At 68.1% G+C, this 13,423-nt stretch carries 11 protein-coding genes; 2 read left to right on the top strand and 9 right to left on the bottom strand.

The window, feature by feature from the left end:
• Positions 1–96: 96 nt before the first annotated feature.
• Positions 97–1,407, top strand: coding sequence for a lipid IV(A) 3-deoxy-D-manno-octulosonic acid transferase (gene waaA, locus G3580_RS04505; protein ID WP_173764131.1), 1,311 nt, complete (start codon positions 97–99; stop codon positions 1,405–1,407).
• A 5-nt stretch (positions 1,408–1,412) separates the two neighbouring features.
• Here the strand turns inward: waaA and G3580_RS04500 are convergent, their stop codons facing one another.
• The 8 genes from G3580_RS04500 to G3580_RS04465 all read right to left on the bottom strand — a co-directional run bounded on the left by G3580_RS04500 (position 1,413) and on the right by G3580_RS04465 (position 10,224).
• Entirely contained in the window at positions 1,413–2,714 is a 1,302-nt protein-coding gene (locus G3580_RS04500; RefSeq protein ID WP_173764130.1) for a TolC family outer membrane protein, read from the bottom strand.
• A 22-nt stretch (positions 2,715–2,736) separates the two neighbouring features.
• Complete coding sequence (locus G3580_RS04495) at positions 2,737–3,060, bottom strand: rhodanese-like domain-containing protein (RefSeq protein ID WP_173764129.1); 324 nt, start codon at positions 3,058–3,060, stop codon at positions 2,737–2,739.
• Between the two features lie 9 nt (positions 3,061–3,069).
• Entirely contained in the window at positions 3,070–3,723 is a 654-nt protein-coding gene (locus tag G3580_RS04490) for a protein-L-isoaspartate O-methyltransferase family protein (RefSeq protein WP_173764128.1), read from the bottom strand.
• Between the two features lie 59 nt (positions 3,724–3,782).
• Positions 3,783–6,968: an efflux RND transporter permease subunit gene (locus G3580_RS04485; RefSeq protein WP_173764127.1), complete on the bottom strand. Its 3,186-nt coding sequence runs from the start codon at positions 6,966–6,968 to the stop codon at positions 3,783–3,785.
• The gene (locus tag G3580_RS04480; protein ID WP_173764126.1) at positions 6,965–8,059 is read right to left on the bottom strand and encodes an efflux RND transporter periplasmic adaptor subunit; all 1,095 of its coding nucleotides are present in this window, start codon (positions 8,057–8,059) and stop codon (positions 6,965–6,967) included. Before G3580_RS04480 ends, G3580_RS04485 begins: the two co-directional genes overlap by 4 nt.
• Positions 8,056–8,712 (bottom strand): TetR/AcrR family transcriptional regulator, encoded by a 657-nt coding sequence (locus tag G3580_RS20235; RefSeq protein ID WP_173764125.1) that lies wholly within the window; start codon positions 8,710–8,712, stop codon positions 8,056–8,058. Before G3580_RS20235 ends, G3580_RS04480 begins: the two co-directional genes overlap by 4 nt.
• Before the next feature lie 217 nt (positions 8,713–8,929).
• Positions 8,930–9,799 (bottom strand): diguanylate cyclase domain-containing protein, encoded by an 870-nt coding sequence (locus G3580_RS04470; protein WP_173764124.1) that lies wholly within the window; start codon positions 9,797–9,799, stop codon positions 8,930–8,932.
• A gap of 59 nt (positions 9,800–9,858) precedes the next feature.
• A complete protein-coding gene (locus G3580_RS04465) occupies positions 9,859–10,224 on the bottom strand; it encodes a hypothetical protein (RefSeq protein ID WP_173764123.1) in 366 nt (121 codons plus the stop codon).
• Between the two features lie 152 nt (positions 10,225–10,376).
• Between G3580_RS04465 and G3580_RS04460 the strand changes: the two genes are divergently transcribed.
• Positions 10,377–11,783 carry an aminotransferase-like domain-containing protein gene (locus tag G3580_RS04460; RefSeq protein WP_173764122.1) on the top strand — a complete coding sequence of 469 codons (1,407 nt, stop codon included), beginning with the start codon at positions 10,377–10,379 and terminating at the stop codon, positions 11,781–11,783.
• Between the two features lie 48 nt (positions 11,784–11,831).
• Here the strand turns inward: G3580_RS04460 and G3580_RS04455 are convergent, their stop codons facing one another.
• Positions 11,832–13,409, bottom strand: a complete 1,578-nt coding sequence (locus G3580_RS04455; protein WP_228720767.1) for a carbonic anhydrase family protein — start codon at positions 13,407–13,409, stop codon at positions 11,832–11,834.
• Positions 13,410–13,423: the final 14 nt, after the last annotated feature.

Here is a 13,423-nt window from a genome sequence, read left to right as displayed (position 1 = left end):
TATTGTCTCATATCCGGACGCCAAGTCGCGCCTTCGCGGCGCGGCCCCACGACCCGCTGGTCGTATAATCGCGGTTTGCCTTCACCCGTCCGCCACGTGTCGATTCGTCGCCTCTATTCCGCGCTCTGGTTCCTGTCTTTGCCGCTGGTCGTCATGCGCCTGTGGTGGAAGGGGCGGCGGCAGCCGGCCTACCGTCGCCACCTGGCGGAGCGCTTCGGTCGCTACGCCCAGCCCCGGACGGATCGGTGCGTGTGGATCCATGCGGTGTCGGTCGGCGAGACCCGCGCAGCGCAGCCGCTGGTCCGCGCCCTGCGCGGCCACGATCCGGCTCTGCACATCCTGTTCACGCACATGACGCCCACCGGCCGCGAGACCGCACAGGCGCTGTATGCAGACGCCGACGATCGCATCCATTCGGTGTACCTGCCCTACGACCTGGGCTATCTGCATGCACGCTTCCTGCGCCACTTCCGCCCGCTCGCCGGCATCGTCATGGAGACCGAGGTGTGGCCCAACCTGATGGCACGCGCCGACCGGGATCGCTGCCCCATGCTGCTGGTCAATGGCCGCCTGTCGCAGCGCTCTTTCGCCCGGTATCTCCGCTTCGGGGCGCTGGCACGCGAGGCTTTCGGCGGATTTGCGGTCATCGGCGCCCAGTCGCCAGCGGACGCGCAGCGCTTCACCGGCCTGGGCGCCCGCCGGGTGGAGGTCACCGGCAACATCAAGTTCGACAACCATCCGGCCGACGCCCAGGTCGCGCTGGGCCGGCAGTTCCGCGCCCGCATCGGCGATCGGCCGGTGGTGCTGGCCGCGAGCACCCGCGAGGGCGAAGAGGCCGATCTGCTGGACGTCGCCGGGCCGCTCATCGCCTCGGGCGCGCTGCTGGCCATCGTGCCCCGCCATCCGCAGCGCTTCGACGCGGTGGCACAGCTGGCCGAAGCCCGCGGCTACCGGGTCGGACGGCGCAGTCGCGGCGACGGGCCGGACGCCGGCGATCAGGTGTGGCTGGGAGATTCCATGGGCGAAATGACGGCCTACTACACCCTGGCCGACGTGGTGCTCATGGGCGGCACCTGGCGGCCGCTGGGTGGACAGAACTTCATCGAATGCTGTGCGGTGGGCACGCCCGTCGTGCTGGGGCCGAGCACCTTCAATTTCGCCCAGGCGGCCGAGCAGGCCCTGGAGGCCGGAGCCGCCGTGCAATGCGCGGACCTGAACGGCGCCGTGGACCGCGCCATGGCGTTGCTGAATGATCCGTCGGGGCTGAATACCATGGGCACCGCGGCGCTTGCCTTCGCGCAAGCCCATGGCGGCGCGACCGAACGCACGTTGGCCTTGATCACCCCGTGGCTGAGCGGCGCTGCCCCGGCCTCACCGGTCGCGAGCGCCGACAGCAAGACGGCGTAGCGCGCCTACTGCGTCAGCAGGGCGTTGAGCTGGGCGACATCTTCCTCGCCCAGGGTGCCGACGGCCGCCTTCAGGCGCAGCTGCGCGAGCAAGGTGTCGTAGCGGGCCTTGGCCAGCTGCTGCTCGGTGTCGGCCAGCTGGCTCTGGGCGTTGAGCACGTCGATATTGATGCGCACCCCCACTTCGTAGCCCAGCTGGTTGGCTTCGAGGGCGGATCGCGACGACACGCGCGCCGCCTCGAGCGCCCTCACCTGGGCCAGCCCGTTGGTGACCCCGAGATAGGCCTGACGGGCCGACAGCGCAGCGCTGCGACGGGCATCATCGAGTTCCGCCTGCGACTTGACCAGCAGAGCCGCCGCCTCGCGGGTCCGCGAGGAAACCCCGCCGCCCTGGTAGATCGGCACATTCAGTTCCAGGCCGATGGAGCGCGACGTGATCTCGGAGCGATTGCTGCCGAAGGTCGTCGCACCCGCGTTCGACTGGCCGTAGTTCGCCACCAGATCCACCGTCGGCAGGTGGCCGGCACGATTGCGCGACACCTCGCGCTCGGCGATGTCGGTGGCGATCTGCTGGATTTGCACGCCGAAGCTCTGCTGCTGTGCCGCGTCCACCCAGGGGTTGATGTCGCTGGGCTCGGGCGGCGCCAGGCTCGCGCCTTCGCGCAGGCCCTGCACCCCTTCGGGCACATCGCCGATGATCTGCGCCAGCGTCTGACGCGCCACTTCGAGGGTGTTTTCCGCCGCGATCACCTGTGCCGACGACAGATCAAAGCGCGACTGCGCCTCGTGCACGTCGGTGATGGTCACGGTCCCCACCTCGAAGCTCTTCTTCGCCAGGGCCAGCTGCTGCCCCGCCGCCTCGTGCAGCGCCTTGAGCGAGGCGAGCGAATCCTGGGCGTTGAGCACGTTGAAGTAGGCTTGCGAGACGCGCAGGATCAGGTCCTGGCGCGCCAGCTCGAACTGGGCCTCGGACAGCGCCGTCTGCAGTTCGCCCTCGCGATACTGGACCCAGCTGCCCCAGTTGAACAGCGGCTGGCGCAGCTGGACACCGACGGTATTGGAATTGAAGTTGCGGTCGGTGCCGGTGTAGGTGTTCTGGTTCCAGGTGGTCGACGCCGAGGCGCCGATCCCGGGCAGCAGACCAGCGCGCCCCTGAACCACCTTCTCCTGTCCGGCGACGCGCGCCGCCTTGGCCGCCGTGAAGCGTGCGTCGTGATTCAGCGCGTCCTGGTACACCGACATCAGGTCTGCGCCCCAGGCCGACATCGAGAACAGACCGGCCAGAACAAGACTCACGCTACGCTTCATCAGGCACTCCGTATTTGTGCAATCAGTACTGCGGCATGCGGGGATCGACCCGCGCCGCCCACCCGGCCACACCGCCGGCCAGGTTGATGACGTTGGAAAAGCCGCGTTGCTCCAGGAACATGGCCACCTGCATGCTGCGGCCACCGTGATGGCAGATCACCACCAGCTCGCTTTGCGGATCGAGCTCGTCGGCCCGCGCCGGCACCGAGGCCATGGGCATGAGCACCGAGCCTTCGATATGACAGATGTCGTATTCCCACGGCTCGCGCACGTCGAGCAGGATGGGCGCGGGCGCATCCCCCGCGTCCAGCCGCTGCTTGAGTTGTTCCGGACGCCACTGCTGCATCTTCGTACCTCAGAACCGGAAGGAATCGACGCGCTTGGCGTTCTTGAGCATGGGCACCACGTTTTCGAACAGGTCCACCGTCTCGAACTTGCCTTCGCTCACACAGGTGACCAGCTTGGCCACCATCAGCGGCGCCTCGCCGATGAAGGCGATCAGGCGCCCCCCCACCTTGAGCTGTTCCTTGAACGCCTGGGGCAGCATCGGCATGCCGCCGGAGACCACGATCACGTCGTAAGGCCCCCGCGCCGCCCAGCCTTCGGCGCCATCGCCTTCCTCGACGATGACGTTCTCCACGCCGGCGTTCTTGAGGTTGTCCGCCGCCAGCGAGGCCAGTTCGGGCTCGATCTCGATGGAGCGCACCCAGTCGCCACGCGAGGCCAGCAGGGCCGCAAAGTAGCCCGACCCGGCGCCGATCTCGAGCACCGCATCGGTCTTCTTGACCTGGGCCGCCTGCAGGATCTTGCCCTCGATGACCGGCGCCAGCATGATCTGGCCGCAGCCGATGGGAATCTCCGCCTCGGAGAAAGCCAGCGACCGGTACTGGGCAGGCACGAACTCTTCGCGCTTGACCGTCAGCATCGACTCGAGCACGTCCTGATCCAGCACCTCCCAGGGGCGGACCTGCTGCTCGACCATATTGAAGCGGGCGCGTTCAAAATCCATCATCAACTCCTGTGCAAATATTAGCACGCTCTAATATTTAGTGGCGGGCGAAAACTTCGCTATTCTAGCGCAGATGCTGCGCCGCCACGCAGGCTTCCCGATGAGGTTTCGTCGGAGCGCACCCGCCGCCACGCCGCATACAGCGCGGGCAGGAAGATCAGCGTCAGCACCGTCGCCACCGCCAGGCCGCCCATGATCGCCACCGCCATGGGGCCGAAGAAGGCGCTGCGGGTGAGCGGAATCATCGCCAGGATGGCCGCCGCCGCGGTGAGCATGATGGGGCGGAAGCGGCGCACCGTCGATTCGACCACCGCCTCCCACGGCGTGCGCCCCTCTTCCAGGTCCTGGCGGATCTGATCGACCAGGATCACGGAGTTGCGCATGATCATGCCCGACAGCGCAATGGTGCCGAGCATGGCCACGAAGCCGAAAGGCTTGTTGAACAACAGCAGCGCCACGGTGACACCGATGATGCCCAGCGGCGCGGTCAGCAGCACCATGGTCACGCGCGAGAAGCTCTGCAGCTGCACCATGAGCACCGTGAGCACCACCACCAGGAACAGCGGCATCCCTGCCGCCACCGAGCTGCCGCCCTTGGCGCTCTCCTCGACCGAACCACCCACCTCGAGCCGGTAACCCAGCGGCAGGGACGCCCGGATCGCGTCGATCTGCGTGGCCAGCTGGCCCACCACCACCGCCGGCTGGGTGCCGTCGTAGAGACTCGCCTGCACGGTGATGGTCGGCACCCGGTTGCGGCGCCAGATCACGCCCTGCTCGAAGCCGTATTCCGGCGTCACTACCTGGGCGAGCGGCACGCTCTTGCCGCCGGCGACCGGAATCGCCAGATCGGAGAGCAGCGACAGGTGCTCCCGCTCGCTCGGCGCGCCACGCAGCACCACGTCGATGGTCTCGGTGCCTTCGCGGAACTCGGTCAGCTCCATGCCCTGCAGCGAGGTGTTCAGGAAGGCGGCGATCTGCGCCGACGACAGCCCCAGCAGGCGCGCCTTGTCCTGATCCACCCTGAGCCGCACCACCTTGGAGGCTTCGTCCCAGTCCAGGTGCACGTTGGACAGGTGGGCATTGCCGCGCACGGCGTCGGCCACGGTGTAGCCGATGCGCTGCAGCTTGTCGAGGTCCGGCCCGCTCACCCGGTACTTGACCGGGAAGCCGACCGGCGGCCCGTTCTCGAGCCGCTTGATGACCGCCATCACCCCGTCCGGCTGGTGGGCATAGTGGTCAATGAGTTTCGTGCGCAGCGCCTCGCGGGCCTCGCTGCCGGTGGTCAGGATCACGAATTCGGCGAAATTGGTCTGGCTCAGCTTCTGATCGATGGGCAGGTAGAAGCGCGGCGCGCCGGCGCCCACATAGGCCACGTAGTTCTCGATGCCGTCCGATTGCTTCAGGAAGGCTTCGAGCGCCTTGACCTCGCGCTCCGTCGCCTGGTGCGAAGCGCCCTCGTACAGCTCCAGATCCACCAGCAACTCGGGGCGGGTGGAATCGGGGAAGAACTGCTGCGGCACCGAACGGAACATCACGATCGACCCGGCGAACACCGCCAGGGTGATGACGATGACCCACCACCGATGACGCACGCAGGTTTCCACCACGGCGCGGAAGCGGTTGTAGAACGGGGTGTGGTAGATCGCGTACTCGTCGTGCCGGGGTGGCGTGTCGTGCCGCTGCGCCAGGCGCCGCCCTGCCGCGGGCCACATGCGCCCGATCAGGCGCGCCAGCAGCCCCGGTTTGTGCCGGTTGCGGGTGAAGTCGGGCAGCAGGTAGTAGCCCAGATAGGGCACGAACAGCACCGCGGCGATCCACGAAATGAGCAGCGCGATCACCGTCACCTGAAAGATCGAGCGGGTGTATTCGCCCGTGCTCGAGGCGGCCGTGGCGATGGGCAGAAAGCCGGCGGCGGTCACCAGGGTGCCAGAGAGCATGGGCTTGGCGGTGGAGGTGAACGCGAAGCTGGCGGCCTTGGCCCGGTCCCAGCCCTGCTCCATCTTGGTGGCCATCATCTCCACCGCGATGATCGCATCGTCCACCAGCAGGCCGAGGGCGAGAATGAGCGCCCCGAGGGAGATCTTGTGCAGGCCGATGCCGAACTGATGCATGCACAGGAAGGTGATCGCGAGCACCACCGGAATCGAGATCGCCACCACGATGCCGGTGCGCAGCCCCAGGCTCAGCAGGCTCACGGCGAGCACGATGACCACCGCCTCGGTCAGCGCCTTGACGAATTCGTTCACCGACCGCTGTACCGCGCGCGGCTGATCGGCCACCCGCGCCAGCTCGACCCCCACCGGCAGTTGCTGCTCGATGCGTGCCACCGCCTCGTCCAGATGCCGCCCCAGAGCGATGATGTCGCCGCCGGCACGCATGGACACGCCGACGCCCAGTGCCGGACGCCCCATGAAGCGCATGCGGTCGGCGGGCGGATCCTCGTAGCCACGCCACACATGCGCCACGTCGCCGAGCCGGAAGGTGCGCCCGCCGGCGCGGATGAGCGTGTCGCGCAACGCATCGACGTCGGCGAAGGCGCCGTCCGGACGCAGGCGGATGCGCTCCTTGTCGGTCTCGAAGAAACCGGCGCCGGTCTGGGCGTTCTGCCGCGCGAGCGCGTCGGTCACGTCATCGAGGGAGAGGCCGAAGGTCGCCAGCTTGGTGTTCGACAGCTCGATGAAGACGCGCTCGTCCTGGTTGCCGATGAAGTCCACCTTCGCCACATCGGGCACCCGCAGCAGCTCGGCACGCACCGCCTCGCCATACTTCTTCAGTTCGGCGTAGCTCAGCCCATCGCCCATGAGCGCGAAGATGTTGCCGAACACGTCGCCGAACTCGTCGTTGAACATCGGCCCGACCACCCCCTGCGGCAGGGTGTGGCGGATATCGCCGATCTTCTTGCGCACCTGGTACCAGATCCCGTCCATCTCGCTGGCCGGGGTCGAATCCTTGGCCTCGAAGAAGATCATCGCCTCGCCCGGCTTGGAGTAGCTGCGGATGTTGTCCACCTGGGCGATTTCCTGCAGCTTCTTCTCGAGCTTGTCGGTGACCTGATCGGCCATCTCCTGCGCGGTGGCGCCCGGCCACTCGGCCCGCACCACCATGATCTTGAAGGTAAACGGCGGGTCCTCCGACTGGCCCAGGCCACGGTAGGCCATCATGCCGACCAGGGTGAGCGCGATCATGAAGTAGGCCACCAGCGAGGGATGGCGAATGCCCCAGGCGGAGAGGTTGAAGCGGCTCATCGGGCGGCATCCAGCGCCACCGGCGCGCTCGCGCGCACCGGCTCGACCACCTGCCCCGGATTGAGCAGGTGGATGCCCGCCACCACCACCTGGGTCCCCGGCGCCAAGCCTTCGCTGACCACCGCGCCGGCCTCGTCGAAACGGGCCACGGTGACTTGCACCGGATTGACCGTCTTGCGGTCACTGTCGAGCACCCAGGCCACCGGCACCCCGTCGCGTTCGCCCACCGCCCGCAAGGGCACCCGCACGCCGGGCTGTGCGCCACCATCGAACAGCACGGTGGCGGTGGCGCCCAGCGGCAGGGCCTCGGCGGTCGCATCCACCGTCACCTTGACCGCGTAGGTGCGCGTCGTCGCATCGGCCGCCGGCGCCACCTCGCGCACCCGCCCGCTCAGCCAGGCGTCGCGGTCGGCCCACAGGGTCACCTTGGCGGCGCGCCCGGCCGCGACGCGCTTCTGCAAGCCCTCGGGCACGTTGATGCGCACCTCGCGCTCACCGTCGCGCGCCACCGTCACCACCGGCATGCCCGCGGACAGCACCTGACCGGCATCGGCATGCACCGCCGTGACCACCCCGTCGGCGTCGGCGTTGAGGGTCGTGTAGGCGGTCTGGTTCTGCGCCAGGGCGAGTTGCGCGCGGGCCTCGCGCAGGCGCGCGGTCGCCGCCTCGGCCTGGGTGCGCCGGGCATCGACCGCCGAATCACTCACGAAATTCTGCTGGCGCAGGGCCTCCACGCGCGCCAGTTCGCTACGCGCCAGCGCCAGATCGGACTGCGCCGCGGCCACCTGGGCACGCGCCGCGCTCACGCTCAGCTGCAGGTCGCTGCCGTCGAGCCGGGCCAGCACCTGCCCGCGACGCACCGTGTCGCCCACATCCACCTCACGCGCGATCATCTTGCCGCCGACCCGGAAGCCCAGCTCGGACGCATGGCGCGGCACCACCTCGCCGGTAAACGCCTTCACCTGCTCGCCGGCCGCGTCGCCCACGGTCTGCACCAACACGGTCGCCACCGTCGATGTCGGTGGCGCCTCCTGCGCGCACCCCGCCACCAGCAGGGCCGCAAGCCCCGCCACCATCATGCCTGCTCTCATGGGTTCGGCTCCTTGTCGTGCACCAGCAACCCATGGACCAGCAAACGGAAGTACTCGTCGAGATAGTCGTCCGCCTGCATGTCGGGCACCTGACAGCACGCCGCGAACGAGTGCCGCCACAGGGCCAGATGCAACATGGGCGCCATGAGGATGTGGGTAATGAGTTTGGAATCCACCGGCCGGAACACACCGCCGGCGACGCCGCGCTCGATGATTTCCTGCAGCAGCGCGCGGCCGGGCTGAATGACCTCGGTGAGGTAGAAGTTCGCCACCTCGGGGAAGTTCTGCGCCTCCGACATCATCAGTTTGGGGACCCCCCCGTAGGGCGTATCGCCGAGCATCGACCACCAACCGCGGATATAGGCGCGCAGGGCCGCCACCGGATCGTCGGCGTGTTCCGCCAGCATGCGCCGGCCCTCGTCGAGCACGGGCAGGATGCCCTCGCGGATAACGGCGAGGAACAACGCCTCCTTGCTGTCGAAATACAGATACAGGGTGCCCTTGGAGACACCGGCACGCGCCGCGACCTCGTCGAGCCGCGTCGCCGCGAAGCCCTTCTCGACGAACAGCGACAGCGCCGCCGCCGTCAGCTCCTGCGGCCGGGCTTCCTTGCGTCGCCGCCGCGCCGCGGGCCTTTGCGCTTCATTCGTCATGCACGTTCCATGGTGTACGCCGCCGTTCGGCGGCAGGCGATATCCATTTCGTATTAATTACTGACCGGTTAGTCAGTATAGAGAAAAGTGCGTCGGATGCAATGCCTTTTCTCATGAGGGGCAGACGCGAAGCAGGGGCACAGCAGCGCCGGACCTGCCGTGATCGGGGCGCCTACCGGGCGTGGACGCCCACCTGGCAGCGCCCCGGGTAACGCGCCTAAGCCGAGGCCGGCATCTCCCGGTCCGACGCGACCGCAAGTCGGCCCAGAGCCTCGTCCAGCTGGGCCTGCACCGGCACACCGGCCTGCAGTGCCATCGCCGCATGCCGAATGGCAGCCGTCTGGCGTTCATCGTCGAGGGTACCGGCCACCGCCACGCGGATGCGCTCGCGGATGTCCCGCGCGAGCGCGTTCACGTCATCAACGCTCCGCCCCGGCAGACAGACGAGGAACTGCGCCGCCACCAGGCGGAAGATACGATCCCGGCTCGCCAGCGCTTCGCGCACCTGCCCGATCGCCGCGCACAGCACCGCGTCGCCCGCGCCCAGTCCGCGGCTATGGTTGATCGCCTTCAGATCCACCTCGAACAGCAGCAAGCCACAAGGCTCTCCGGCATCACGCAGGCGCTGCAGGGCCGACTCGAGCTCACCGATCAGGCGGCGCTGGATGAACACGCCGGTGAGCGGATCGAGGTTGTCGAGCGTATATCTGACCCGTGCGCGCAGCGCCGCCATTTCGTCGCGGAACGCTTCGGCGACCTGCGCGTAGGCGTCGAAGGCCTCCAGCGAGACCACATGTCCGCCCAGGCGCAGTTCATACAAGGCGTGCGCTTTCGCATGCATGCCGGCATGGAGCGCCTCGATCGTACGAAACGCGGGCAGCGCACGCAGGTGCGCATTGGCGGGGCTGTACAACCAGCGGCCGAACTCGCAGTGTTCGTGGGGCGCGCTGCCCATTTCGCTCGCGGGTGCGGGCAGCCTGCAGATCAGGACCCGATGCAGCACCTCGCGCCATGCCTCGTGATGGGCGAGCGCCGCATCGATCTGCTTGATGATCGACGCCAGTTCGTCCGCGGATACATTGATCATGCCGCCCCCTGTGAAGGATGGCAGCAATATATCACCCGCTGGCGCGCCCGCCACCGAGCTCACTGCGCCACCGGCCCCGCCAGCCGGGTCGGCGCACCGTCGTCGCGGTTCCACCGCGCCACTTCGGTCCACGTGCGGGTGTCGACCAGCATCACCACGTTGCGGCCGTGAATCCAGACCTTGCGCCCGTCGGCCCCGTTCGCCACCGACCAGATCGCCCCCGGCGGCAAGGCAATGCTGCCCAGGGGCGTAACGCCGTTACGCGCGGCATAGGCCTCGAGCCGCTTGCCGTCGGCGGACACCTTGTAGACGACACGTCCCTGGGCCACCTCGACAACCCCGCCCGGGGACGCCGTGTTCCGCCCACAGGCCGCGAGCACCAGCGCTGCCGCCAGCACCGTGGCCAACCTGAAGATTCCGTTCATGGTGCGCTCCTTGACACTTATCGACCATGAGCAAGACAATATCTGACACTTAACGGTCGGATCAGCGACAATCCAGGGTGTCGCGCGCGGCGCCGTATTGGCCGATCGACCGGTACAACCCTGGACCGAACGCCCCACCGGAGACCTCCGCCATGCTGCAACTGAGCATCGACCCCGACCTGCCCGTCCCGCTGGTCGAACAGATCGTGCAGGCCGTGCGTCATCAGGTGGACGACCGCATCCTGCGCCCGGGCATGCGTCTGCCGCCGATCCGCAAGCTGGCGCAGACGCAGCAGATCAGCCGGTTCACCGTGGTCGAGGCCTACGACCGTCTGGTGGCGCTGGGCTATCTGCAATCGCGGCGCGGCTCGGGTTTCTACGTGGCGCCGCAGCGCGTCCCCACGCCCAGCCGGCAGCGCCCGGTGATTGCCGAGCAGGCCGTGGACGTGGCCTGGCTCATGCGCCAGGCGCTCGACGACTCGCCCGACGTGCTCAAGGCCAGCGCCGGCTGGCTGCCCGCCGAATGGCTCGACCAGGAAGGCTTGCGCCGCCACCTGCGCACCCTCGGGCGCCGTGCCGACGCCCGTGTCACCAGCTACGGCAGCGCCCAGGGCTACCTGCCGCTGCGCCAGCAGTTGCAGATCCGCCTCGCGGAGTTCGGCATCGGCGCCCCGCCGGAGCAGATCCTGCTGACCCACGGCGCCACCCAGGCCCTCGACATCGCCGCGCGCCACCTGCTCAAACCGGGCGATACGGTGTTCGTGGACGATCCGGGCTATTTCAACTTCTTCGGCAATCTGCGCCTGATCGGCGCCAAGCTGGTGGGGGTGCCGCGCGGCGCCGACGGGCCCGACATCGACACCCTCGAAGCACTGCTGGAGATCCATCGCCCGAAGGTGTTCTTCACCCACTCGGTGCTGCACAACCCGACCGGCGCCAACCTGTCGCCGGCCGCCGCCTTCCGCCTGCTGCAGCTGGCCAACCGGCACGACTTCCTGGTCATCGAGGACGACACCTACGCCGACCTGCATCCGCATGCCACCACCCGGCTGGCCAATCTGGACCAGCTCGACCGGGTCATCTATGTGGGCAGTTTCACCAAGACCCTGTCGGGCAGCCTGCGGGTGGGTTTCATGGCGGCGCGCCCGGACCTGATCGCCCAGTTCACCGACGTGAAGACGCTCACCGCGGTGAGCAGCTCCGAATTCACCGAACAGCTGGTCTACCAGATGCTCACCGACGGCCACTACCGCAAGTATGTCGAGCGCCTGCACGGCCGCCTCGCGCAGGCCTCGGCAGATGCCCTGCGCCTGCTCGAGCGCCTGGGCATGGAGGTGTTTCTCGAACCCAAGGGGGGCCTGTTCCTGTGGGGTCGGGCACCGCACATCGAGGATTCCGCACCGCTGGCCTCGCGCGCGGCGGAGGCGCGCATCATGCTGGCGCCGGGCAAGGTGTTCCGCCCGCAGATGCAGGCGAGCCCCTGGCTGCGCTTCAACGTCGCCTTCAGCAGCGAGCCGAGGCTGGAACGTTTCCTGGACGAAGCCTTCGCCCGCGCGTGAACGCAAGACGGCGGACCGAGGCCCGCCGTCTTGCCGCGAAGAAGAAACTCAGCGCGACGCCTTGATCAGGCGGCCATTGTCCGGTTGCACCGGGCGCGCATTGTGCGGATACAGGCGCGCGAAGATGGCGATCTGCTCCGGCGAAAGCTGGATCGGCTGCTTCATCACCATCCACAGCACGTCCTCGCTGCACGGCGGCGTGGTCAGCGAGCCCATGTAGGTGTAATAGGAACGATCCTTGGGCAGCAGGTCGTTCGGATCGATCGACACATCCGGCGGCGCGTAATCGTCGTGCTGCTCGAGCGGCAGGTTGTTCCACAGGGCCTGCACCAGGTTGCTCGGCTGGCCGCGCTCGATCAGCACCGCCACCACGGCCAGACGGCCGTCGAGATCCCGATGCACCAGATGCGCCACCATCTCGAATCCGCGCCCGTTCACGCGCTCCTCCGAAGGCCGGTGGAAATGGAACTGGACCAGATCGAAGGTACGGCCCATCACGGTGATGCGCGAGCCCTGCCCGACACTGACCTTGACGGTATGGCCGTTGTTGAGGATGCGGAAGTAGGTCGGCAGGTACTCGAACTTGATCGGCGGCAGGTCCACGCCGATGCCGTCACGGATGTCGATGGGCGACTGGCGCTTGCCGGTGTCGCAGGTCTTCCACGCGGGATTGAGCTTGCCCCAGTTCGCCGGGCCGGTCTCGCCCTCGTAGGACCAGTGAAAGTCCTTGTGCGCCAGCGCCATGTCGGCCTCGGCCGGCTCGTGGGCCTTTTCCTTCATGGCGACCTTGACGATCGGCGACTTCTTCTTGTGCGTCGTGCTCGCGTGCCTGGTCCGGGCGACCGGGCGTGGCGTGTGCGCCACCGGTTTCGCCGCGCTCGGCACGGGCGCCACGGCATGAGTCGGTGCTTCAGCGGGCATCGGCCGGGTGGCCACATCGTGGCCGGGCGCATCCTTGGCGCCGGCTGCAGGGTCCGCCGCCTTGGGCGGCCGCGCCGGCAGGGCGATCTGCGGCCGTGCGGGCAGGTTGATGGTCCCTTCGGTGACGGTCTCGTGGGGCGGTTCGGTCGCGGCGGGCGGCTCGGCGCCGGGCACCTCGTGCGCGGTCTCCGCCGTCGTCAGCAGCTTGGGCGCATCCTGCTCCACATCCGCCATGTCGGCATGACGCACCGACGTGTCGCCCTGCGCCGCCGCGGCGACGCGCCCCGCCTCGCGGGCCACCTCGGCCAGATCCTTCACGGACGGCGGCTTGCACACCTCGCGCCACAGGCGCTCGTCCACGCTGCGCGGATTGACCTCGATGGGGCGCTGCTCGATCACCCGCTCCTCGCGGATCACGCGGCTTTCCGCATCCAGGTACACCCGCTTGACCGTCGCAAAACTGCGCTGACGACAGTCGTAACGGTTGAGCGCCTTGACGGTCGCATAGCCGGCTTCGTCCGCATCCGCTTTCGACAGCACGATGCGCCCCCAGGCCACCTTGGTGCCCGGGTCGGACTGCAGGATGCTGTCGCGGTCGATCTCGATGCGGCGGGTGCGATCCTTGACGATCATGGTCCAGTCGGCCGCTGCCGCCGGCAGCGCCACTGTTGCGGCCAGCGCCGCCAGGAGAATGCGTGGTTTCATGTCGGTCACCGGGT

Source organism: Nitrogeniibacter mangrovi (assembly GCF_010983895.1).
Taxonomy (GTDB): Bacteria; Pseudomonadota; Gammaproteobacteria; order Burkholderiales; family Rhodocyclaceae; genus Nitrogeniibacter; species Nitrogeniibacter mangrovi.
This window is presented reverse-complemented; position numbering and strand designations above follow the sequence as displayed.

Coding starts and splice junctions, on each gene's coding strand:
- G3580_RS04500 (WP_173764130.1), bottom strand. CDS start 2,714: ATGAAGCGTAGCGTGAGTCTTGTTCTGGCCGGTCTGTTCTCGATGTCG.
- G3580_RS04495 (WP_173764129.1), bottom strand. CDS start 3,060: ATGCAGCAGTGGCGTCCGGAACAACTCAAGCAGCGGCTGGACGCGGGG.
- G3580_RS04490 (WP_173764128.1), bottom strand. CDS start 3,723: ATGGATTTTGAACGCGCCCGCTTCAATATGGTCGAGCAGCAGGTCCGC.
- G3580_RS04485 (WP_173764127.1), bottom strand. CDS start 6,968: ATGAGCCGCTTCAACCTCTCCGCCTGGGGCATTCGCCATCCCTCGCTG.
- G3580_RS04480 (WP_173764126.1), bottom strand. CDS start 8,059: ATGAGAGCAGGCATGATGGTGGCGGGGCTTGCGGCCCTGCTGGTGGCG.
- G3580_RS20235 (WP_173764125.1), bottom strand. CDS start 8,712: ATGACGAATGAAGCGCAAAGGCCCGCGGCGCGGCGGCGACGCAAGGAA.
- G3580_RS04470 (WP_173764124.1), bottom strand. CDS start 9,799: ATGATCAATGTATCCGCGGACGAACTGGCGTCGATCATCAAGCAGATC.
- G3580_RS04465 (WP_173764123.1), bottom strand. CDS start 10,224: ATGAACGGAATCTTCAGGTTGGCCACGGTGCTGGCGGCAGCGCTGGTG.
- G3580_RS04460 (WP_173764122.1), top strand. CDS start 10,377: ATGCTGCAACTGAGCATCGACCCCGACCTGCCCGTCCCGCTGGTCGAA.
- G3580_RS04455 (WP_228720767.1), bottom strand. CDS start 13,409: ATGAAACCACGCATTCTCCTGGCGGCGCTGGCCGCAACAGTGGCGCTG.